Below are 21,237 nucleotides of genomic sequence, written 5' to 3'. Positions count from 1 at the left end.
ACCGAAAAGTCAGCCGAGCATGAGGAGGACTTGCAGCTCGCCGACGAGGAACCCGATCACGCCGCCGACCGCGATCAGCTTCCATTCGTCCTGCCGGAACGCCGGCCGCAGCAAGCCCTCGAACTCCAGCGGCGTCAGCGCGAGCATTCGCTGTTCCACCATCTTCGCGACGTCCATCGCCTCGGTCAGGTACCCCTCGGCGTAGCGCGCGGTCAACGGCAGCTCAGCCAGCGCGCGCTGCGCCGCGGCGTGCTTCATCTCCTGCAGCCGCTGTGCCCCGACGGCGAGCGCGACCACCGGTTTCGCGGCGCTGACCTGCGCGTCCACCGCATGCCCGACGGCGCGTTCGACCATTGCCACGAGCCGGTCCGACTTCGGGCCGCGCAGCAGGGCGTCGAGCAGATTCGGGACGGTCAGCACCTCGTTGGCGACCAGTTCGCCGTATTGCCGGGCGACCTCGGCGCGGCGGCGCTGGAACTTGCCTTGCAGGATGACCCGGCCCAGCCGCACCGGTTCGCGCGGCAGGAAGATCATCTTGATCGCCAGCCAGTCGGTGAACAGCCCGATCGCGCCGCCGAAGATCGGCAGCACCAGCGGCTGCCGGGTCAGCGCCCACACCAGGGCCTGGACGAGGCCGAGCACGAAGCCGAAGACGATCCCGGCGCGCGCGATGAACGTCATCTCCGGCCGGGACGTCTCCCGGATCAGCCGGACCAGCAGCGCGCGGTCGCGGGTGAGCCGTTCGACGGTCATGTGCCGGACGTCGAGGACCTCGTCCAGGTTGTCGCGGACCTCGTCGAGGAACTCCCGCACCAGCTGCGGCGCGCTCGCCTGCACCTGTTTGATCAGCAGTTCCTGGGCGAGCGTGGGCATGACCTCCCACAGCCGCGGATGGTGCTGTTCGAGCACGTCGCGGGCGATCCCGTCGACCGCGCGCAGCAGCGGCTGCTCGAGTTCGCGGGTGATGATCACCGGGTCGACGCGGGCGAAGACCTCCTCGATGTCGAGCAGGTTCGCGGTGAGCAGGTCGGTCGCGATCGCGGCCATCCGGCCGCCGTGCTTCGGGACCACGCCCTGCCAGCCGAGGAACGGCCGGATGCCGACGAATTCGAGCGGGCGGAACATCATCTCGATCGCGACGCGCTTGGTGACGTAGCCGATCAGCGCGGCGACGAACGGCATCGAGACGTACACCGGCCAGTGCCGCGCGAGGTCGTCCAGCACCGCGTCCACCCGGGTCTCCCTCCCCGTTCCGGAAGGAAACCGTATCGCGTGCGCGTCCTAACCGAGCAGCAGCAACGCCTGCAGCTCGCCGACGAGCCCGCCGATCACCGCGCCGACCGCGATCAGCTTCCATTCGTCCTGCCGGAACGCGGGCCGCAGCAGCTGCTCGAATTCGAGCGGGCTGAGCCTGCGCATCCGGTCCACGATGGTGTTGCGGACGTCGAGCGCGTTGATCGCGTACGTCTCCGCGTGCCGGATGGTGTCCGGCACTCGCTCGGCGGCTTTCGCGGCGGCGACCTGCTTCATTTCCTGGAACCGTTTCGTGCCGACCGCGATCGCGACGAACGGCTTCACGACGCTCGCCTGCGCGTCGATCGTCTTCTGCACTTCGCGGCTGATCAGCGAGAACAGCCGGTCCGATTTCGGCCCGCGCAGCACGGCTTCCAGCAGGTTCGGCACGGTGATGATCTCGCGCGCGATCATGTCGCCGTAGTCGGCGGCCACCTCGTCGCGGCGCTTCTGGAACACGCCCTGCCAGTTGTAGAAGCCGAAGAACCGTTTCGGCTCGCGCGGCAGGAAGATCATTTTGAGCGCGAGCCAGTCGGTCAGCCAGCCGATCCCTAGGCCGAACAGCGGCAGCACGATCGGCGACTTCGTCAGCGCCCAGACCAGCAGCTGCACACAGCCGAGAATGAACCCGAACCAGATGCCCGAGCGCGCGATGAACCGCATTTCCGGCCGCGAGATGTCGCGGATCAGCCGGTTCAGCAAAGCCTTGTCGCGCACCAGGTTCGTGACGACCATGTGCTTGAGGTCGAGTACGTCCTCGATGTTCTGGGAAATCTCGCGCATGATCTTCGTGATCGCTCGCGGCGCCTCGGCCTGCACGCGTTTCAGCAGCAGTTGCTGCGCGCCGGACGGCAGCATTTCCCACAGCCGCGGCTGGTAGGTCTCCATCACCTCGCGGGTGACGTCCTCGACCACGCGCAGCAGCGGCTGTTCGATCTCCTTCGCGACCTGCTCCGGGTCGAGCCGGGCGAAGATCTCCTTCGGGTCGACGAGGTTGGTGGTGAGCATTTCGGTCGCGGTCGTCGCCATCCGCTCGGCGTTCGCGGGCAGCACGCCCTGCCAGCCGAGGAAGGGCCGCAGGCCGACGAATTCGAGCGGCCGGAACATCATCTCGATCGCGACGCGTTTGGTGACGTAGCCGATCAGCGCCGCGATGAACGGCATGGAGACGTACACCGGCCAGTGCTCGGCGAAAGTGTGCACGCGCGTCCCCTCCGTGTTGCCTACGGAACGGTAACCCGCGCGATTAGTGGAGCAAGAGCAGGACCTGCAGTTCGCCGACGAGCCCGCCGATCACCGCGCCGACGGCGATCAGCTTCCATTCGTCCTGTTTGAACGCCGGCCGGAGAATGCCCTCGAACTCCAGCGGTGTCAGCTGCTGCATCTTCTCGACGATGGTGTTGCGGACGTCGAGCGCGTCGGTCGCGTAACTCTCGACGTGCTTGACGGTTTCCGGCAGATACGCGATGGCCTTCTCCGCGGCGGCCTGTTTCATCTGCTGGTACTCGCGCCCGCCGACAGCCAGCGCGACCAGCGGTTTCGCCAGACCGGCCTGCGCGTCGACGGTCCGCTGGACCTCCCGCGTGACGAGCGCGAACAGCTTGTCCGCCCGCGGCCCGGTCAACACGGCCTCCAGCACATTGCCCGCGGTGAGAACTTCCTCCGCGATCAGCGCGCCGTAGTCCGCGGCGACCTGCGCGCGGCGTTTCTGGAACATGCCCTGCCAGGTGAAGAACAAGAACCGCCGTGGCTGCCGCGGGTAGAAGATCATTTTGAGCGCGAGCCAGTCTGTGACGAAGCCCGTGACGAAACCGAAGATCGGCATGATCACCGGTTGTTTCGTGAGCGCCCACGCGATGAGCTGGACGAGTCCGATGACGAATCCGAAGCCGATTCCGCTGCGCGCGATGAACCGGAACTCGGGCGCGGCGACCTCGCGGATCAGCCGGCAGGTGAGCGATTTGTCCCGGACCATGGCGTTGATCAGCATGTCGTTGACGTCGAGAACTTCGTCCACATTCGACGCCACTTCGCGCATCAGCCGCTTCACGACCACGGGAGCCTGCGCGCGGACGCGGTCCACCAGCAGTTGCTGCGCGCGAGCGGGCAGCATTTCCCACAGTCGCGGCTGGTAGGTCTCGAACACCTCGCGGGTGACCTCGTCGACCGCCTTCAGCAGCGGTTCTTCCAGCTGCGCGACCATTTCCTCCGGATCGAGCCGCGCGAAGACCTCTCGTGGGTCGAGGAGGTTCTTGGTCAGCAGGTCGACCGCGGTGGTGGCCATCCGCCGGGAGTTGGCCGGGATGACGCCCTGCCAGCCGAGGAAGGGCCGGATGCCGCGGAACTCGAGCGGCCGGAACATCATCTCGATCGCGACGCGTTTGGTCAGGTAGCCGATGAGCGCCGCGATGAACGGCATGGTCGCGTACACGTGCCAGTGCGCGGCCAGGTCGGCGGCGATGGCTGAAAGGTCCATGCGTCTGCCCCGTTCGCCCGCGCGTACGTCGAGGGGACAGGATGCCATGCGTGACGTCGGGTTTCGCGCTTCGTAATACAGCCGTTTGGCGGTACGTGCCGCAGGTGCCCCGATCACTAAGGTGGCCCGATGGTCGCGCCCGAGAAGCCGCAGCACCCCGCCTTTGCTGTTACCCGGAAGGGATACGACCCGCATCAGGTCGACACCCGCATCGCCCAGCTGACCAGCGAGCTCAAGACGACCTCCCACGGCCGCGACGAGGCGGTGGCCACCGCGGGCGAGCTCACGAAGGCCCTGACGACGGCCCAGTCGGAGCTGTCCGAAGCGAAGGCCGCGCTGGTCCGCGTCACGTCGAGCCCGGCGGGTGCCGGCGCGATCTCCGAGCGCGTGCGGATGATGGTGCAACTGGCCGAGGAGGAAATCGCCGACCTCCGCCGTTCCGCGGAAGCGGACGCGACCTCAACCCGCACTGAAGCGGACCGCTACGCCCACGAAACCCAACGGGCAGCGGACAAAGCGGCCAAAGAAGCGGAAGCGGAACGCCAGCGTCTGCTCGCGGAGACCCACGCCGATTTGGCCGCGCGCTCGGAGGCCCTGGACGCCCGCGTCGCGGCCGCGGAGAAGGACCTCGCTGCGCGGCAAGCGGATCTGGAGTCCCGGATCTCCGCTGCGGAAGCGGACATCGCGAGCCGGACCGCCGCCGCGGACGAGGAGATCGCGACCCGCCTGGCGGACTTGGAAGCACGGCTCAAGGCAGGCAACGAAGACATCGCCACGCGCACTGCTGCTGCCGACGCGGACATCGCGTCGCGCACGGCTGCGGCTAATGAGGACATTGCCACTCGGACCGCTGCTGCCGACGCGGACATCGCTTCCCGCACCGCTGCGGCTGACGAGGACATTGCCACTCGCACCGCCGCTGCTGACGCCGAGATCGCCGCCCGCACCGAAGCCGCCGACCGTGCCCGCGCGGAAGCCGACGAACTCTCCGCCGCAGCCCGCGCCGAGGCAGACCAGGCGGCGCTGACCGCCCGCACCCAGGCCGACGAAGCTGCCGCGGAAGCCCGCGCCAAGGCAGACGCCGAAGCTCAGCACGCCCGCGCTGTTGCCGACGCCGAAGCCCGCCGCATCCGTGACGAGAAGGACGTCGAGGCCCTCCGCGTCCGCACCGAAGCCGACGACGCAGCCGCCAAGGCCCGCGCCGAGGCAGACGCTGCCGCCGAAGCCGCTCGCCTCGCTGCCGACGAGGAATCGGCCCGAGTCCGCGCCGAAACCGACGCCGCCGCCGAAGCCGAGGCCGCCAAACTTCGTGCCGAAGCCGACCGCCGAGCGTCGGAAGAGATCGCCATCAAGAAGGCCCAGGCCGAAACCGCCCTCGCCGACGCTCTCCAGAAGCAAACCGAAGCCACCGAATCGCGCACCCTGGCCCTGGATCTGCGCACCAAGGTTGCCGACCGGATCGCCGCCACCAACGAGGCGGTCCAGGAGGCATTGCGCTTCCTCGGTACGCAGGAAGAGGAAGCCGCTTCAGCACCAGCTGACGCGCCTGCTTCGGCACCTTCGGAGGCTTCGTCTGACGCACCTGCGTCGGCTGCCGCACCCGCCCTGCCCCAGCCAACTCCGCGCCCATCCGCAGCAACTCCGGACGCACAGTCGCCCGCCGACCCGCAATCCGCCAAGTCCGCGGAATCGCCGACCCCGCGCAGTGGCAACGGCAATGGCCGCCGCCCCGGCCGTCCTCGGGCGGGCCGCTCCTGACCTGTCCCGCGTCGTTGTGCGTCAGGACGCCCGGGATGACGCGGTGCTCGTGGTTGCGAGCAAGTTGTCGAGCAGCGACCGGGTGTGGACGAGTTGGTCGATGTCGCCGGTGATCCGGCGGCGCTCTGCTTCGAGTCGTTCGCGGCAAGCGTCCAGCAGCAGTGACTCGCCTGCCATACAAGACAGGATCTCGCCGATGAGGTCCATGCCAAGGCCCGCTGCGAGGAGGGTCTGGATGTGTGCCACCTTGCGGATGTCCGAGTCGGCGAAGATCCGGTACCCGCTGGGCGTCCGGTCCGGCCTCAGCACGCCCTTTTCCTCGTAGTAGCGCAGCGCTCGCACGCTGACGCCCGTCCGATGTGCCAGCTCCCCGATCTTCACCTGGGTTCCTTCGCTGCTTGGCTTGACTCTCACGTCGACGTGAGAGTTTAGCGTGCGGGCATGCTTCGACTAGCCATCCTCATGTTCTGCGTCTTCAGCATCACCACCGGCGAGTTCGTGGTGGCCGGGATCCTGCCGGAGGTCGCCGCCGACCTTCAGGTCACCGTCGGTACCGCGGGGCTGCTGGTCACGGCGTACGCCGTCGGCATGATCATCGGCGGCCCGCTGCTCACCGCGCTGACTGCCGGGGTTGACCGGAAGCGGCTGCTGCTTGTCCTGCTGGCCGTCGCGGTGGCGGGGAACGCGGTCTCCGCCACCGCTCCCTATTTCTCGCTGCTGCTGGCGGCTCGAGTGGTCACCGCACTGGTGACCTCGACCTTTTTCGCCCAGGCAATCGTGATCGCGGTGACCTCCGCGCCACCGGAGCGAGCCGGGACCATGGTTGCCCGGCTGGCGTTCGGGATGAACGCGGCCATGATCCTCGGGGCGCCGATTGGCACTCAGATCGGCCGTCAGTGGGGCTGGCGCGCGACGTTCGCGGTGATCGCCGTGGCTTGCCTGATCGGGCTTGGCCTGGTGTTCTGGCAGCTCGCCTCGCCAAGCGAGGAGAACCGGACCTCGGCGGTCTCGGAATTGCGGATGCTGCGCCGCCGCCCGGTGCTGATGGCGCTGGCCATCACCGCGATCGGCAACGTCGGGGTGCTCATGGTGTTCAGCTACCTGGCCCCGCTGCTCACGGGCCTGGGCGGGCACCCCGCCGCCCGGCTGCCGATCCTGCTCCTCGCCTATGGCCTCGGCGCGACGATCGGAAACCTCGTCGGCGGCACGCTCTATGACCGCAACCCGCGGCTGTTCCAGCCTCTTCTTCTCAGCCTGCTGGCCGCGATCCTGGTGGGCAGCTGGTTCGTCGCGACCTCCGAGACATTCACCGCGGTGGCAGTCGTGGCGATCGGCCTCCTCGGTTTCGCGATCATCCCCGGGATGCAAGCCCGCGTGATGGCGACCGCCGCCGAAGCTCCGACGCTGGCCATGGCAGTCAATGCCTCCGGCTACCAGGTCGCCGCCGCCTGCGCCGGCCTGTTCGGCGGCCTCATCGCCGACTCGACCGCTGGTCCCCGGCCCATCTACCTCGTCGCCGCAGGCTTGACCATCTGCGGCCTCGTCCTGACGGTCCTGGTTGGCCGTGTGCGGCGCGCGCCCGACCGCGAAGACACCGTGGTGATCGCGGAGTGATTCCCCGGCGTTCTGAGTCTCGACGATTCAGGCCAATTCCTCCTTAGGCGGTTGCGCGGGTGCCTGCTTCGAACCGAACCCGCGGCAATACCAAGCCTCAGCCGCAGCACCCCGCCGCCACGGTGAACAGCTCGTCGTCAATCCAGCCACGGTCCCTCAGCTTCCGGCAAAACCGTTGGTACGAAACCAACATCGCCGCAGCCTCACCGGCCACGGGCTCAATCAACGACCCCGCCGGCATTCCCGCGCACACCGCACTCAGACCACCCGACGTGTACCCCGCCGCCGCCAGGAGCGCCGCGCCGTATCCTGTTTCCGCCTGCGGTGCGACCCGTAACCCAAGCCCGCTCACGGTAGCCCGAATTTGCGTCCACAAAGGACTCTTGCTGCCGCCGCCCGCCGCGAGAAGCGGTTCGCGAACCGGCACGCCCAGCCGCCGCAAGTGGTCCAAGGCGAGCCGCTCCAGGAAGGCGACCCCCTCCAGGCGAGCCCGATGCAACTCGACCTCGTCAACTGGGTCGCCGAGCACGAAACCTGCCGCGTCACCGTGTGCGAAGGGAAAGCGTTCTCCCTTGCGCCGCAACGGGAAAGCCACCGCCTCTGCCGGACCGCGCGCAGCGGCGGCCGCATCCAGCTCAGCGAGCCGCGGACTGTCCGAAACGGACTCGCCGCCGGTGTTCGAAGCGCCGCCGGGCAACCACCAGCCGTCCGGATGCCGATGGCTGTACATGACTCCCGTGGGGTCCGGTACCAACGATTCCGTGACTCCCTTCAGGACATACGTGGTCCCGAGAATTCCCACGAACCGCCCCGGTTCGACCGCGCCCGCGGCCAGTTGTCCGGCGCATCCGTCCGTCATGCCCGCCACCACGAGACATCCGGCGGGCAATCCGGCGACCGGCACCGAGATCTCGCCGAGCACGCGCGTCGGCGCGACCACCGGCGGCAACATCCCGTCCGGCACGCCCAATCCGGCGAACACCTCGGCCGGCCATTCCTCAGCCAGCGGGTCGTAACCGCTTTTGAGCGCGTGCGACCAATCCGCCGCGACCGGATGTCCGGTCAGTTTCGCCGCGATCATCTCCGGCGTGTGCCGGACGGCGACCGCCTCGGTGTGCTCGGCCAGCCAGGCGATCCGGCCGAGCGCCGCGGTCGGCGAGACGCCTGAACCCAGTTTCCGCCATCGTTCGGCACCGAGCTCCACGGCTTTCGCGTTGTAATCCGCTCCGCGCCGGTCGTCGTACATCAATGCGGGTGTCACTGGTTCGCCTGCGGCATCGACGCCGACGATCGTTCCGGACGTCGCAGCGATCGCCACCGCCGAGACTTCCGCGCCGCGTCCGGGCAGCGCGGCAGTGACCTCGTTCAGCACCGAACCGACCGCGGGCCACCACGCCGACGGATCCTGTTCGCTGCGGCCATCGCCCGCCCGCACCGGCGCCGGCAGCGACGCCGATGCGGTGGCGAGGACCGAGCCGCCGCGCACCGCGAAGGCGCGAACCCCCGCGGTGGCGACGTCGATGCCGACCGAGACCTGCTCGTTCACGCCGTGCTGACCCTCTCTTCGACGTCTTGCAAGCTGCCGTCGTTCGCGAGTGCTTTCTCGGTTTCCTCAGGCAGCTTCAGGAATCGCACCAGCACCGCGGCCACCAGATACAGCGCGGCGAAGATGATGACGACTCCGGCGGCACCGGCCGGCCCGAGGAACAGCGACACGATCGCTGGTCCGACGAACGCGGCCGCACCCGCGCCGAGGTTCAGCAGAGCCATCGCGCCGCCCTTGTGCTCCGGGGCCAGCGACGGCAACAGCGCGGAGATCGGCACGAACCCGGCGAGCGTCGCGCCGTAGAGCGCGCCGACGATCAGCGCGAGCCAGTAGTACTGCGAGCCCATCGCGACCGGCACGAAGTACAGCAGCAGGATCGAGATCGCGCAGCCGATCGCGCCGAACCAGAAAATCGTGGTGCGCCAGCCGATCCGGTCGCTCAGCACGCCGAAGATCAGGTTGAAGAAGATGTTCGTCCCGTAGATCACCGACACGAGCAGCAGCCAGCGGCTTTCCCCGAATCCGATCTGGGAGATGAAGATCGTCGGGAAGAACACGAGCATGCCGAATTCGGGCGCGGTGTTGATGACCCGCACGATCATGCCGACGCCGACCCGCGGCTTCTTCCACGCGATCGAGACACTGGAAACCAGGCTCTGCACCGGTTTCACGTCCGGCGGCGCGAGCCTGCGGTACCCCGTGCGCTGCCGGACGCCGAGCACCGCCACGAGACCGCCGACGCCGAGCAGCACGACCGCCACCCACAGCGTGCCGTAGTGGCCGAACAGCGGGTTGGTGAAGCTCGCGACGAGCGCGCCGAGCGTGGGCAGGCCGCCGGTGAAGGCGAAGTAGAACCAGCCGACCGCCGCACCGAGCCGGGCGACCGGGGCCACCGCGGTGATCCACACCAGGAACCCGAACGCGAACATCGGATAGCCGAAGCCTCGGATGCCGTAGCAGATCAGCATCGCCGCGTAGTTCCCGCCGGCGAGGCCGATCGTCAGGAACAGCGCGTCGAACACCAGCCAGATGACCAGGCCGATGACCATGACCCGGCGCGGTCCCCACAGTTCGGACAGCGCGCCCGACAGCCACGACGCCAGCATGACCGCGACGCCGTACACGGTGATCACGTACGACGCCTTGATTTCCGTGCCCGCGCCGTTGTCCGCCATGTACGGCGCGATGAAACCGGACTCCACTCCGTCGCCGATCATGAACAGGAGCAGTCCGACATACCCGAGGAACAGGGGCGCGGGCAGCCCCCATTTCGTGAGCAAGCGCCCGAAGCCCGTCTTGGGCAACTCCGCTGTTGCCGACTCGTTCATACACGCCTCCATGACGTCGAGATCCAACGTATCATGGACTGTGTGAACTTCGCACGCAAGAGTGTTATGACGTCGATCAGTTCTCGGGATCTTCGGCGACCTGCACCTCGACCCGGCTGCGCATCTCGTCGACGTAGTGCGGATCGGCGCCCTCGTCCACGATCAGCAGGTCGTAGTCGTCCAGCGGGGCGAGCCGGTGCAGCGCCGTGCGCTTCATCTTGCTGTGGTCCATCAGCAGCACCTTGTGTCGCGCCGCGGCCAGCATCGCCCGCTTGATCATCACGATCTCGGGCTCCTGGTGGAAGCTCATCGACGTGCTCATCGCCGAGGTGGACACGAACGCGATGTCCACCGAGAGCCGCTCGATCGACTCGATGCTCTGCATGCCGAGAAACGAATCGTGGGTGGGCGAGTAGTCGCCGCCGATGCAGATCAGCCGCAGTTCGTGCACGTTCTTGAGCACGTCGATCGCGGCGAGGTAGTTCGTGGCCACGGTCAGCGGCGTCACGTCGACCAGGAGCCTCGCCAGCGCGAGCGCGCTGGTGGAATCGTCGAGCAGCACTGACATGCCCGGTTCGACCTGCTCCACCGCGTGCATCGCGATCACCCGTTTGGCGTCGACGTGCGCGTTCATCCGGTATTCGGCGTTGCTCTCGAACACTGTCGACGGCATCGCCGAGACCCCGCCGCGGTACTTCCGGACCAAGCCGCGCCGGGACAGTTCGTCGATGTCCCGGTGCACCGTCATCATGCTGACGCCGAGCAGGTCGACGAGCTCGCCGATGGTCGCCGAACCCTGCCGGAACACGTGCTCGGTCAGCTTCTGCTGACGGTTCTCGCGGGGATGGGCGGCAGGCTTTTCGCTCGACATGCCGTGATTATCGCGGTTCCACTGGGAGGTTGAAGCGCACCAGGGCGGTTCGGTCACCGCTCACCTCCAGTTCGGTGACGGCCGCGTTGTCCAGGCGGGGAAACACGCTGCGGTAGCGGGACAGCGGAATGCCGAGCAGCTGGCAGAGCGTGAGCCGCAGCAGCGTGTTGTGCGCGACGACCAGGGCGGTTCCGCTGGTCGCGGCGGCAATCGACCGGAGCGCGCGAGCCCCGCGCCCGGCCGCCTCGGCCGGATCGTCGGCACCGGGGAACGCGCCGGCGATCGGATCGGCGAGGAAGCGTTCGACCGCATCGGGATCCGTCTCGCGCACCTCGTCGCGCGTGCGGCCCTCGGCGATGCCGAAGTAGGTTTCCCGCAGGTCAGTGACGATTTCCGGGACCAGGTCAAGCGCCTCGGCCGCCGGTTCGATCGTGCGCAGGGCACGTCGTTGCGGTGAACAGAACAGCGCGTCCGGTTTCACCCGGCGGGCGTACGCGGCCAGCGCGTCCGCCTGGCGGAGCCCCTCTTCGGTCAGCGCTACCTCGCTGGTGCCCGCGTAGCGGTTCTCCGCGTGCCATTCGGTCTGCCCGTGCCTGGCCAGCAGCAGCCGTGCGCCCACTCGCGCCCTCCTTGTGTGAATACTCTTGCGAACTTCTCATCGTCGCTGTTAACTTAACATTGCTCGTGTGAAACGGGCTCGCTCTCTGAAGGGATCTGGTGGATGACTCTCGACGCGGTGGTGTTCGACCTCGACGGTGTCCTGGTGGAAAGTGAACACCTCTGGGAGGAGAACTGGGTCGCTTTCGCCGCTCGTCACCAGGTCGAGTGGACGGCGGAGGACACGGCCTCGGTGCAGGGCATGAGCGCGCCCGAATGGGCCGGCTATCTCGCTCGCCGGTGCGGGGTGCCGGACCAGGCGGACGAAGTGGAACGCGCGGTGGTCGACGGCATGATCGCCTCGATCGACGCGGGCGAAGCGCCGTTGCTCCCCGGTGCGGGCGCGATGGTGCGCGAGGTGAGCGAGCGGGTCCCGGTCGCGCTCGCGTCGTCGGCGGCCCGCCGGGTGATCGACGCGGTGCTCGAAAAGCACCAGCTCACCGGCGAGTTCACCGCGACGGTGTCCAGCGCCGAGGTCGCGCGGGGCAAGCCGAACCCGGACGTGTACCTGGAAGCGGCGGCCCGGCTCGGCAAATCAGGCAGCGAATGTCTCGGAGTCGAGGACTCCAGCAACGGCATCCGGGCGGCGGCCGCGGCCGGGCTCACCGTGATCGCGCTGCCCAACCCGACGTACCCGCCGAAGCCGGACGCGCTGGAGCTGGCGAGCGCGGTGGCCGAAAGCAATGACGACGTCCGACTGAAGCTCCTGGCCTACCTGGCCGGCGAGCCGGTGGCTGCGAGGGACTGAACCATGACCACCTTGGGTTCTCCGGACACGTTCAAACGGCAGTGGCTGGACGGGTTCGTCACCGCGTACGGCCGCACGGTCCAGAAGGTGCCGGACGCTTACGGCGTCGTCCGCCGCGAGGCTCCGGCGAGCTCGAAGGTCGCGGTCGTGATCGGCGGCGGATGCGGTCACTACCCGGCGTTCGCGGGCCTCGTCGGCCCTGGTCTGGCCGACGGCGCGGTCGTCGGCGACGTGTTCACGAGCCCGAGTGCCGAGCAGGTCTACCGCACGGCGCGGGCGGCGGACAACGGCGCTGGCGTGCTCTTCGGTTTCGGCAACTACCAAGGCGACGTGCTCCACTTCGGACTCGCCGCACGCAGGCTGGCGGCGGAGGGCATCCCTAGCCGCACCATCCTGGTCACCGACGACATCGCGAGCGGCCCGGCGACCGAACCGGGGCGACGTCGCGGCGTGGCGGGCGATTTCCTGGTCTTCAAGATCGCCGGTGCGGCGGCGGAGCGCGGCTACAGCCTCGACGCGGTATATGAGGTCGCGGCCAAGGCGAACGCTCGCACACGGACGTTCGGCGTCGCGTTCGGCGGTTGCACGCTGCCCGGTGCGGACGCGCCGCTGTTCACAGTCGCGGACCAGGAAATGGAACTGGGCCTCGGAATTCACGGTGAACCGGGCGTACGCACAGTGGGCCGGTTGTCCGCGGCGGAGCTGGCGGACGAATTGGTCGACGGTCTCCTGCCAGAGCTGCCGGACGGGGACGGCCGGGTGGTCGTGCTGGTGAACGGGCTCGGCCGCACCAAGTACGAGGAAATGTTCGTCACCTACACCCGCGTGCACGAACGGCTCGCCCAGGCCGGGCTCAGCCCGGTGCATTCCGAGGTCGGCGAGTTCGTCACCTCGCTCGACATGGCCGGGGTTTCGCTGTCGATCCTGGTGCTGGACGACGAATTGGCCGAGCTGTACGCCGCGCCGTGTGACACCCCGGGCTACCGCACCAGCGGTGCCGAGCTGGCCACGGTCGAGCTTGAGTCCACAGTGGACGAGCTGCTGACCGCGGAGGCTCCAGGGACCAGTGTGGTCGATCGGGTTCTCACCGCGGCTTTGCTCAGCATCGAAGACAACGAAGCGGAATTGGGCAGGCTCGACGCGGTGGCCGCGGACGGAGACCACGGGCTCGGCATGACCCGCGGCATGCGTGCCGCCGTCGCTGCCGCGCGGCGCGAACCGGACACGGTTTCCGGTGCGCTGCTGGCTGCCGGTACGGCGTTCGCCGATGCGGCTGGCGGTGCCTCGGGCGCGCTGTACGGCGTGCTGCTGGCGGAAACCGGTGCCGGTCTGAGCGGTGCCGAAGCCGGGGACATCACCACGGCGATGCTCGCCGACGCGGTCGACGGCGCGGTTCGCGCGTTCTGCGAGCTGGGCAAAGCCGAACTGGGCGACAAGACAATGCTCGACGCGATCGAGCCGTTCCGGGCCACGTTGCGGGAGCAGGCGGGTTCGGAAGTAGTGCAAGCCTGGCGGAAAGCCGCTGGAGCCGCGGTCGTAGGCGCGCAGGAGACCGCGCACTTGCGTCCGGCGAAGGGACGCGCGGCGCGGCTCGCGCAACGGAGCGAGGGTCATTCGGACCCGGGTGCGGTGTCGTTCTCGCTGCTGGTCACGGCTGTCGGCGAGGAGCTGGAAAGGAGCGCGGACTGATGCGCATCGTGGTGGCGGCCGACAATGCCGGAGTCGAACTGAAGAACCAGCTGCGCGACCTGCTGCAGGCCGACGAACGAGTCGCCGAGGTGACCGACCTCGGCGTGCCGGACGCGGCGGACGACCGGGCGTACCCGTTGCTGGGACTGGCCGCGGCGGAAGCCATCGCACGCGGTGAGGCAGACCGCGGCGTCCTGGTGTGCGGCACCGGCATCGGCATGGCGATCTCGGCGAACAAGGTGCCGGGCGTGCGGGCGACGGTCGCGCACGATTCGTACTCCGCCGAGCGGTCGATCAAATCGAACGACTGCCAGGTGATCACCTTCGGAGCGCGGGCGATCGGTCCTGAGGTGGCGAAGAAGATCGTGGCCGAATGGGTCGGATACCGCTTCGATCCCGCGTCGGCCAGCGCGACCAAGGTCGCGCACATCACCGAATACGAGAACGCCCACTGACCTAGGCGTCCGTCGTGGCGCACAATCGGCACAGAGCGAGTGAGGGAGCAGAGTTGCACATTCTCGCTGCGGGAGACCACTTCGTCAGCCCCGGCCTGCTGGCCGGAGCCGTCCGCGCGGAGCTCGGCGGCGACCACGAGGTCGCTGAGCTGACGCTGCCGTGGCCGGTCGAGCCATTCGGGCCGGTCGGCAACGTGCTGGAGGCCAGCGGTACCGAAGACCAGGTGATCGAGGCACTCGCCGATGCCGAGGCCGTCGTCACGCAGATGGCCCCGTTCACCAAGAAGGTCTTCGCTGCCGCGCCAGAGCTCAAGCTCGTGTCGGTGTGCCGCGGCGGGCCGGTGAACGTCGACCTCGTAGCCGCCACTGAGGCCGGAGTCGCCGTCACGTACGCGCCGGGACGCAACGCGGGTGCGGCGGCCGAGTTCGCGGTCGGCATGATCCTCGCTGCGATGCGGCGGATCTCGACCTCCTCGGCCGAACTGCTCGCCGGCACCTGGCGCGGCGACTACTACGCCTACGACCAGGCCGGGCTGGAGCTGGGCGGCACCACGGTCGGGCTCGTCGGGTACGGCGCGATCGGGTCCCGGGTCACCAAGGTGCTCGTCGCGTTCGGGGCGAACGTCCTGGTGGCCGACCCTTACGCCGACCGTGCCGCTGTCGAAGCCGATGGCGCACAGCTCGTCGAGCTTGACGAACTGCTCCGGCAGAGCCGCGTCGTGAGCCTGCACGCACGGCTCACCGAGGAGACCCGGCACCTCATCGACGCGAGCAAACTCGCCCTCCTGCCAGAAGGCGCGGTCCTCGTGAACACCGCTCGCGGTGGCCTGCTCGACTACGCGCCGCTTCCCGACGCCCTGCGTTCCGGCCGGCTCGGTGCGCTCGCCCTCGACGTTTACGACGTCGAACCGCCGCCCGCGGACTGGGCGCTGCGCGACGCGCCCAACGTGATCGCGACCCCGCACCTCGCCGGCGCGAGCAGGCAGACCGCCGAGCGAGCGGCCGCGATCGTCGCCGCGGAAGTCGGCCGGTACGCCCGTGGCGAGCAGTTGGCCAACCTCGCGAATCCTGAGGTGCTGGAGCGACGGCCGTGATTGTCGGGGTCGACATCGGGACGTCGCTCACCAAGGCCGTGGTGTTCGACGAGGACGGCAGCTCCATCGCGAGCGCGTGCACGCCGTCCGAGGTGCACCATCTGCCCGGTGGCCGGGTCGAGCAGGATCTCGACCAGGTCGTCGGCACGGTCGCGACGGTGGTGCGCGAGGTCGCGGCGGCGCTGCCCGAGCCGGTGTCCGCGTTGGCGTTGACCGGGCAAGGCGACGGGCTCTGGCTCCGCGACGAAGCGGGCACGGCAGTGCACCCGGCCATCTCGTGGCTCGACGGCCGGGCAAACACGGTGCTCGCGAAATGGCAGGCCGATGGCGTGACCGCGGAAGTCTTCCGCCGCACCGGTTCCGGCATGTTCCCCGGCTGCACCGCGGCCATTATGTCCTATTTGGACACTCAGGAACCCGAGGTGCTCGACCGTGCCGCGGTGGCCGGATACTGCGTGGACGCGGTATTGCAACGGCTTACCGGCGAGATCACGGTCGATGTCTCGGACGCGTCGCTGCCGTTCTTGAACCCGGCCACGCGCAGCTACGACGACGGCGCGATCGAGGCCTGCGGGCTGGGCCATCGCCGGTCGCTCTTCGCGAAACCAGCCCCGGCGAAGTCAGTGTTCCGCCTCGACCAGCGCGGTGCCGAATTACTCGGGCTGCCAGTGGGATTGCCTGTCACCGCAGGACCATTCGATCTGCCAGCCAGCGCGATCGGCGCTGGTGTGCGGAAACCGGGCGACGGCATCCTCACCGCTGGGACCACGCTCGCCTGTCAGGTGCTCACCTCCGACCCGACGTTCGATCCCGAGGCGGAACCCGCGGGCATGTTCCTGTGCACGCCTGACGAGCACGAATACCTGCACGCGATGCCCGCGATGGTCGGCACGGCAGGCATCGACTGGGCCTGCGAGTTGCTGGGCATCAGCGTCGAGGAAATCGACCCGCTGCTGGCGAGCAGCAAGCCAGGTGCTCGCGGGGTACGCGCACTGCCGTTCCTTTCGGTATCGGGCGAACGCGCACCGTTCGTCGACGCCGGAGCGCGCGCACAGTTCTCCGGGCTGAGCCTCGAAACCGGCCGGGCCGACCTGGTCCGGGCGCTGTGCGAATCGATCGCTTACGCCGCGCGGCATTGCTTTGACGCCGCCGGTCTGTCGGGGCAGCTTTACGCCTGCGGCGGAGGAGTCCGTTCGCCCGAATGGCTGCAGATTTTCGCTGACGTACTCGGCCGTCCGGTCGTGATCCCGAGCGATCCCGGCGTCGGCGCGCGCGGTGCCGTGCTCACCGCCGCGGACGCGCTGGGAACGCCGTACGATCGGGAACGCTGGGCCGCGAACTCGCGAACGGTCGAGGCCCGGTCCGAGAATGTGGCTGACTACGAGCGCGGTTACGCCGACTACCAGGCTTCCTTGTCTGCCGCGCGCGGACTGTGGAGGCTGTGAATGATCCTGGAGAACGAGCGTGCCGCGGTATGCGAGTACGCCCGCCGCCTGACCGCGGACGGCTTGGTCGTCGGGACGTCAGGCAATGTGTCGGCGCGGGCTGGCGACCTGGTCGCGGTAACCCCGACCGGCGTCGACTACGCCGCCCTCACCCCCGCTGACATCCCCGTGGTGGATCTCGACGGCAAGATCGCCGACGGCGCATTGAAGCCGACGAGCGAACTTCCGATGCACCTGGCCGTGTACACCCGCGCCACCGATCCGGAATCCGCCCCGGTGAACGCGGTCGTGCACACGCATTCGGTGCACGCCACCGCAGTGTCCACTTTGGTCGCCGAAGTCCCGCCGATCCACTACATGCTCGCCACCATCGGCCCGACCGCCCGAGTGGCTCCGTACGCGACCTACGGCACCACCGAACTGGCCGACGCGATGCTGCAAGCCCTGGACGCCCGCCGAGGCTGCCTCCTGGCCAACCACGGCACGATCACCTATGGCGATTCGTTGACGAGTGCGTACAGCCGGGCGCAGCAATTGGAATGGGTCTGCCAACTGTGGCTGCTGGCCCGCTCCGCTGGCACCCCCACTTTGCTGCCGCCAGCGGAAATCGAGCACGTGGTGGAAAAACTGAAGGGATACGGTCAACGCTGACCTGATCAGGAAGCGGGTGGCGGCTCGCCTTGCTGGCCGCCCTGGGCTGGCGGATACCCGGGCTGTGGCGGGTAGCCAGGCTGTGTCGGGGGGACACCTGGGACCGGTAGCCAGGCTGTGGTGGGGGCGCTTGGGGCGGGTAGCCGTTCTGCGGCAAGGGATTCACCAGCCCGGGTTGCGCCGGGTATCCAGACTGGGCCGAGGCCGAGGGCTGTGGTGGATACCCCGGCTGCGCAGGAGCACCAGGCAGCGCCGGAACGCCGGTCTGCCCGGGAACACCGGGCTGCGGTGGAACGCCGGTCTGCCCGGGAACACCGGGCTGTGGTGAAAACCCAGGCTGCCCGGGGTATCCGCGCCAGGCTGCGGCGCGTACCCGGCTTGCGGAACTTGCCCGGCATACCCCGGCGGTGTGAACTGCGCGCTCGGTGCCGTCCAGGCCGATGGACCGTAGCCCGCTTCGGCAGGTTGCGCGCCCGGAAGAAGCTTGGCGACCGGAGGCAGCAGCATTGCGATCGCCGCCAGCCCCGCGACGATCGCGGCAACTCCCGTCTGAGTTTCCACGACGGCAAGCACGTGCCGCGAAAGCAAGCGCGACAACGAAACAATCGCCACCACCGTTTGCGCAACGGCAGGCACCACGAGGAAGTGAGGGGGCCGCAGACCGCGCGTCGCGAGCAGTACCGCTCCGGCCAGCACCGCGATACTCAGCACGGCCAGCAGTGGATGCACATAGCTCCCGCTGTTCCAGCTGTGGTTGATCATGGTCGCGGCCTCGGCCCACAGCACGATGATCTCGAGCACGCCCGCGAGCACCAGGGCAGGGATCCGCGCTTGGCCGGCAGGTGCGGGCATGCCGGGATAACCCATGATTCCCCCTCGGTGGCCCTCTTCCATTCTATTCGATGCGGGCCATTCCGCGGGCTTACGGCAGCGGGACGAGCGCTCCCATGCCCTCCCTCGCGAACTGAGTCGCCAGGCGTTGCGGCAACGGGTTCGGGTACAAAATAATCGACGCGAACGGCGACGGCGTGTACCCGGTTCCGCGGTTGCTCTGCAGGTGCACGCTGACATGGACGTTGCGGTCAGCCGGAATTTCGAACGACACCGCACCCCAGGAAACGACGTACTGCCGACCGTCGATTCCCACGAACGGGATGTACGCGCCAGCGTGGTACATAAACGTGGAAATGTCGATCGTGAGCAATCGCCGAGGACCATTGTGCGGGTCGACGTACGGGATTACATTCGGAGTCGAAGCCAGCTCCGGCGGCTCGGTCGCGTCGGTCATTGTTTCCGGGCCTCTCGCTAGGCAACGGGCGAAGCTTACTCTCGACGTGCGCTGGTTGTTGTGCGGCGAAGGCCAAACTGCCAGTACCGGACGCGGAACTGCCTTCGCCAGGCCGTGCGGACGATCAGCTAAGAGACGTGCGCATGCGAGCGATGCTGCGCAAGATCCTTTCGCGGTTATTCGCGGCCTTGAGCCAGGTGGGGAGTCTGTCGGCCATGGCCATCCAGATTCGCGCGTGGTTCGCGGTCAGGTACCCCTCTCGAAGCCGAGCGGCGACGTATGCCTCGAGGTAGTCGAGGTGTCGTTCGTTGTAAGCCCACAACACTTGCCCGTCGATGTCGGTTTGCAGCCACAGCGGTTGCCGCAGGAAGGGATCGCGCACGATTCCGGGATAGGCCGGCCCGAGCTGGACAGGATCTCGGGCATCCTGAACGCAGCCGCAACGACCGCACGCCAGCCGTCGAGGGGACCGCACCGGATGTTCAGTCGTCGGCGTGCCGGGTTTGACGACGACTTTCGCGCAGTGCGCACAACGAGGGCAGCGAACCAGCACGGCATCAGCTGTGAAGTCCCACGCGCTCAAATGCTGATCACGGAACCGTTGTCCGCCGTCGCGACTGACTGCCAACCCCATTCGGCCATCCTCGCGTCCGGCCGTCCCGGGCGTCAATCAGAATGAATGGGCGCCGCCAAGAGGCACGGCGCGGCGGTCAGAACTGGTAGTACAGGAACGGGCTGAACGTCCCCGTGGCCACCAAGATCGCCGCGTAAACCAGTCCCACCGTCATGACCCCGATCCGGAGCGCCGTCGCTCCGCGGGTTCGGGACGATTCCAGCAGCGGGCCGGTCACCGGGTGGGCCGGGAGGACGAACACGATCAGCGCCAGCAGCAGGATCACCAGCCGCTGGTTCGTCAGCGCGCTTTCCACGACGTCGCCGAGGCCGCCGAAATCCGGGATCAGCATGTGGCCGATCATCGACAGCGCGTGGCCCAGGTCGGCTGAGCGGAAGAAGACCCAGCCGAACACGACCAGGATCAGGGTCAGCAAACGGCGGGCGATGCGGGCGACCGGGCTGGCCGGAGCGTCGCCGAGGCGGAAGCGGCGTTCGATGACCAGAAGTGCGCCGTGGTAGCAGCCCCAGATCAGGAACGTCCATTGCGCTCCGTGCCAGAAACCCGTCAGCACGAAGACGATCGACAGGTTCCGGTACGTCTTTCCGGCGCCTGAGCGGTTGCCGCCCAGCGGGATGTAGACGTAGTCGCGGAACCAGCGGGACAGCGACATGTGCCAGCGGCGCCAGAACTCGGTGATCGTCACCGACGAGTACGGGCGGGCGAAGTTCTCCGGCAGCCGGAAGCCGAGCATGCGGCCGAGGCCGATCGCCATGTCCGAGTAACCCGAGAAGTCGAAGAACAACTGCAGGGTGTAGCCGATCGCGCCGAGCCAGGCCGTCGTGAACGTCATCTGGTTCGCCGGGGTGGAGAAGCACGCTTCGACCATCGGGCTGAGCGAGTCGGCGATGATCGACTTCTTGCACAGGCCCAGCGCGAACCTCGGGAAGCCCGCGGCGATGTCGTCCAGCCGGTGCGAACGCCGTTGCGGCAGCTGGTCGGCGATCTCCCGGTAGCGCACGATGGGACCCGCCACGAGCTGCGGGAACATCGCGATGTACGCGGCGAACGACACCGGGTTGCGCAGCGCGTGCCGCTCGCCGCGGTAGATGTCCACCACGTAGGAGATGTGGTGGAAGGTGTAGAAGGAAATGCCGATCGGCACCACGATGTTCGCGACGCCCAGGTCGCCGCCGAACCAGTGCGCGACGGCCGCGATCTGCTGCGTCGCGAAACCGGCGTACTTCCAGATGACGAGCACGAGGACGTCGAGCGTGATGACGCCGATCAGGATCCGCTTCCGGCGCGTGCCGCGGACGTCCCACGGGCTCGGCTCCAGCGCCGGTCCGGCCAGGAAGTTCACCGCCATGCAGAGCAGCAGCAGGAACAGGTACGGGCCGGCGCCGATCGTGTAGAACAGCAGGCTCGCGACCGCGACGATGCCGTTGCGCCAGCTGCGCGGGCACACCAGGACCGCGATCAGCACCGCGGGCATGAAGTACCACAAGAACAGCGGCGAAACGAACGACATCGGTGACGGACCCCCTCGGTTCCGGAGGAGACCTTAGCCCGAGCGGGTGGCTTCGCGGGGCGATGCCCGACGGATCACAGCACGAATCACCGAGGGTGACGGATTTGGGGGGATTTCGCCCTTCGCGCGGGGCGAGCAGGGAAGCTGACCGCGGCCGGGAGCCGAGGAAGTCCGGTGGGG

The 21,237-nt window shown here is 68.2% G+C and carries 20 protein-coding genes; 8 read left to right on the top strand and 12 right to left on the bottom strand.

All coding sequences use genetic code 11. From position 1 onward, the window contains the following. Positions 1-9: 9 nt before the first annotated feature. From L3Q65_RS32830 to L3Q65_RS32820, 3 genes are all read right to left on the bottom strand, one after another. Positions 10-1,233 (bottom strand): DUF445 domain-containing protein, encoded by a 1,224-nt coding sequence (locus L3Q65_RS32830; protein ID WP_182895758.1) that lies wholly within the window; start codon positions 1,231-1,233, stop codon positions 10-12. Between the two features lie 48 nt (positions 1,234-1,281). Beyond that, on the bottom strand, positions 1,282-2,457 hold the full coding sequence (locus L3Q65_RS32825) for a DUF445 family protein (RefSeq protein WP_237600973.1): 1,176 nt from the start codon (positions 2,455-2,457) through the stop codon (positions 1,282-1,284). Positions 2,458-2,539: 82 nt separating this feature from the next. Beyond that, entirely contained in the window at positions 2,540-3,769 is a 1,230-nt protein-coding gene (locus L3Q65_RS32820; protein WP_182895757.1) for a DUF445 family protein, read from the bottom strand. A 129-nt stretch (positions 3,770-3,898) separates the two neighbouring features. Here L3Q65_RS32820 and L3Q65_RS32815 point away from each other — a divergent pair, with 129 nt between their 5' ends. After that, positions 3,899-5,527, top strand: a complete 1,629-nt coding sequence (locus L3Q65_RS32815) for a hypothetical protein (protein WP_237597470.1) — start codon at positions 3,899-3,901, stop codon at positions 5,525-5,527. Positions 5,528-5,548: 21 nt separating this feature from the next. Here the strand turns inward: L3Q65_RS32815 and L3Q65_RS32810 are convergent, their stop codons facing one another. Next, a complete protein-coding gene (locus L3Q65_RS32810; protein WP_182895755.1) occupies positions 5,549-5,908 on the bottom strand; it encodes a MerR family transcriptional regulator in 360 nt (119 codons plus the stop codon). A 60-nt stretch (positions 5,909-5,968) separates the two neighbouring features. Here L3Q65_RS32810 and L3Q65_RS32805 point away from each other — a divergent pair, with 60 nt between their 5' ends. Continuing rightward, on the top strand, positions 5,969-7,141 hold the full coding sequence (locus L3Q65_RS32805) for an MFS transporter (protein WP_237597469.1): 1,173 nt from the start codon (positions 5,969-5,971) through the stop codon (positions 7,139-7,141). A gap of 97 nt (positions 7,142-7,238) precedes the next feature. On the opposite strand, the gene L3Q65_RS32800 is transcribed toward L3Q65_RS32805, so the two are convergent. From L3Q65_RS32800 to L3Q65_RS32785, 4 genes are all read right to left on the bottom strand, one after another. Next, positions 7,239-8,687, bottom strand: a complete 1,449-nt coding sequence (locus tag L3Q65_RS32800) for an FGGY-family carbohydrate kinase (protein WP_237597468.1) — start codon at positions 8,685-8,687, stop codon at positions 7,239-7,241. Continuing rightward, positions 8,684-10,015 carry an MFS transporter gene (locus L3Q65_RS32795; protein ID WP_182895752.1) on the bottom strand — a complete coding sequence of 444 codons (1,332 nt, stop codon included), beginning with the start codon at positions 10,013-10,015 and terminating at the stop codon, positions 8,684-8,686. Before L3Q65_RS32795 ends, L3Q65_RS32800 begins: the two co-directional genes overlap by 4 nt. A gap of 76 nt (positions 10,016-10,091) precedes the next feature. Beyond that, positions 10,092-10,886 (bottom strand): DeoR/GlpR family DNA-binding transcription regulator, encoded by a 795-nt coding sequence (locus tag L3Q65_RS32790; RefSeq protein ID WP_182895751.1) that lies wholly within the window; start codon positions 10,884-10,886, stop codon positions 10,092-10,094. A 7-nt stretch (positions 10,887-10,893) separates the two neighbouring features. After that, positions 10,894-11,505, bottom strand: coding sequence for a histidine phosphatase family protein (locus L3Q65_RS32785; protein WP_237597467.1), 612 nt, complete (start codon positions 11,503-11,505; stop codon positions 10,894-10,896). Between the two features lie 102 nt (positions 11,506-11,607). Here L3Q65_RS32785 and L3Q65_RS32780 point away from each other — a divergent pair, with 102 nt between their 5' ends. The 6 genes from L3Q65_RS32780 to L3Q65_RS32755 are packed head-to-tail and all read left to right on the top strand — an operon-like array spanning position 11,608 to position 17,625. Further along, positions 11,608-12,291 (top strand): HAD family phosphatase, encoded by a 684-nt coding sequence (locus L3Q65_RS32780; protein ID WP_037808172.1) that lies wholly within the window; start codon positions 11,608-11,610, stop codon positions 12,289-12,291. Positions 12,292-12,294: 3 nt separating this feature from the next. Beyond that, entirely contained in the window at positions 12,295-13,980 is a 1,686-nt protein-coding gene (locus L3Q65_RS32775) for a dihydroxyacetone kinase family protein (protein WP_237597466.1), read from the top strand. After that, complete coding sequence (locus tag L3Q65_RS32770; RefSeq protein WP_037808168.1) at positions 13,980-14,435, top strand: ribose-5-phosphate isomerase; 456 nt, start codon at positions 13,980-13,982, stop codon at positions 14,433-14,435. The genes L3Q65_RS32775 and L3Q65_RS32770 overlap by 1 nt, the downstream gene beginning before the upstream one ends. A 53-nt stretch (positions 14,436-14,488) precedes the next feature. Next, complete coding sequence (locus L3Q65_RS32765) at positions 14,489-15,529, top strand: 2-hydroxyacid dehydrogenase (RefSeq protein ID WP_237597465.1); 1,041 nt, start codon at positions 14,489-14,491, stop codon at positions 15,527-15,529. Beyond that, on the top strand, positions 15,526-16,974 hold the full coding sequence (locus tag L3Q65_RS32760; RefSeq protein ID WP_237597464.1) for an FGGY-family carbohydrate kinase: 1,449 nt from the start codon (positions 15,526-15,528) through the stop codon (positions 16,972-16,974). Before L3Q65_RS32765 ends, L3Q65_RS32760 begins: the two co-directional genes overlap by 4 nt. After that, positions 16,975-17,625, top strand: a complete 651-nt coding sequence (locus tag L3Q65_RS32755) for a class II aldolase/adducin family protein (protein ID WP_182895746.1) — start codon at positions 16,975-16,977, stop codon at positions 17,623-17,625. 162 nt (positions 17,626-17,787) lie between these two features. Here the strand turns inward: L3Q65_RS32755 and L3Q65_RS32750 are convergent, their stop codons facing one another. The 4 genes from L3Q65_RS32750 to L3Q65_RS32735 all read right to left on the bottom strand — a co-directional run bounded on the left by L3Q65_RS32750 (position 17,788) and on the right by L3Q65_RS32735 (position 21,057). Then, the gene (locus tag L3Q65_RS32750) at positions 17,788-18,492 is read right to left on the bottom strand and encodes a hypothetical protein (RefSeq protein WP_237597463.1); all 705 of its coding nucleotides are present in this window, start codon (positions 18,490-18,492) and stop codon (positions 17,788-17,790) included. A gap of 55 nt (positions 18,493-18,547) precedes the next feature. Then, positions 18,548-18,913: a hypothetical protein gene (locus L3Q65_RS32745; protein WP_182895744.1), complete on the bottom strand. Its 366-nt coding sequence runs from the start codon at positions 18,911-18,913 to the stop codon at positions 18,548-18,550. A 124-nt stretch (positions 18,914-19,037) separates the two neighbouring features. Then, positions 19,038-19,547 (bottom strand): hypothetical protein, encoded by a 510-nt coding sequence (locus L3Q65_RS32740; RefSeq protein ID WP_237597462.1) that lies wholly within the window; start codon positions 19,545-19,547, stop codon positions 19,038-19,040. Positions 19,548-19,623: 76 nt separating this feature from the next. Further along, positions 19,624-21,057, bottom strand: coding sequence for an MBOAT family protein (locus L3Q65_RS32735; RefSeq protein ID WP_182895742.1), 1,434 nt, complete (start codon positions 21,055-21,057; stop codon positions 19,624-19,626). Positions 21,058-21,237 lie beyond the last annotated feature (180 nt).

Source organism: Amycolatopsis sp. FU40 (genome assembly GCF_021903635.1).
In the GTDB taxonomy this organism is placed as follows: domain Bacteria; phylum Actinomycetota; class Actinomycetes; order Mycobacteriales; family Pseudonocardiaceae; genus Amycolatopsis; species Amycolatopsis dendrobii.
This window is presented reverse-complemented; position numbering and strand designations above follow the sequence as displayed.

What these genes read in the sequence shown, in the direction of transcription:
- L3Q65_RS32820 (WP_182895757.1), bottom strand. Translation starts at nt 3,769, where the DNA reads ATGGACCTTTCAGCCATCGCCGCCGACCTGGCCGCGCACTGGCACGTG.
- L3Q65_RS32755 (WP_182895746.1), top strand. Translation starts at nt 16,975, where the DNA reads ATGATCCTGGAGAACGAGCGTGCCGCGGTATGCGAGTACGCCCGCCGC.
- L3Q65_RS32770 (WP_037808168.1), top strand. Translation starts at nt 13,980, where the DNA reads ATGCGCATCGTGGTGGCGGCCGACAATGCCGGAGTCGAACTGAAGAAC.
- L3Q65_RS32790 (WP_182895751.1), bottom strand. Translation starts at nt 10,886, where the DNA reads ATGTCGAGCGAAAAGCCTGCCGCCCATCCCCGCGAGAACCGTCAGCAG.
- L3Q65_RS32740 (WP_237597462.1), bottom strand. Translation starts at nt 19,547, where the DNA reads ATGGGGTTGGCAGTCAGTCGCGACGGCGGACAACGGTTCCGTGATCAG.
- L3Q65_RS32750 (WP_237597463.1), bottom strand. Translation starts at nt 18,492, where the DNA reads ATGGGTTATCCCGGCATGCCCGCACCTGCCGGCCAAGCGCGGATCCCT.
- L3Q65_RS32795 (WP_182895752.1), bottom strand. Translation starts at nt 10,015, where the DNA reads ATGAACGAGTCGGCAACAGCGGAGTTGCCCAAGACGGGCTTCGGGCGC.
- L3Q65_RS32815 (WP_237597470.1), top strand. Translation starts at nt 3,899, where the DNA reads ATGGTCGCGCCCGAGAAGCCGCAGCACCCCGCCTTTGCTGTTACCCGG.
- L3Q65_RS32825 (WP_237600973.1), bottom strand. Translation starts at nt 2,457, where the DNA reads ATGCCGTTCATCGCGGCGCTGATCGGCTACGTCACCAAACGCGTCGCG.
- L3Q65_RS32780 (WP_037808172.1), top strand. Translation starts at nt 11,608, where the DNA reads ATGACTCTCGACGCGGTGGTGTTCGACCTCGACGGTGTCCTGGTGGAA.
- L3Q65_RS32745 (WP_182895744.1), bottom strand. Translation starts at nt 18,913, where the DNA reads ATGACCGACGCGACCGAGCCGCCGGAGCTGGCTTCGACTCCGAATGTA.
- L3Q65_RS32735 (WP_182895742.1), bottom strand. Translation starts at nt 21,057, where the DNA reads ATGTCGTTCGTTTCGCCGCTGTTCTTGTGGTACTTCATGCCCGCGGTG.
- L3Q65_RS32775 (WP_237597466.1), top strand. Translation starts at nt 12,295, where the DNA reads ATGACCACCTTGGGTTCTCCGGACACGTTCAAACGGCAGTGGCTGGAC.
- L3Q65_RS32805 (WP_237597469.1), top strand. Translation starts at nt 5,969, where the DNA reads ATGCTTCGACTAGCCATCCTCATGTTCTGCGTCTTCAGCATCACCACC.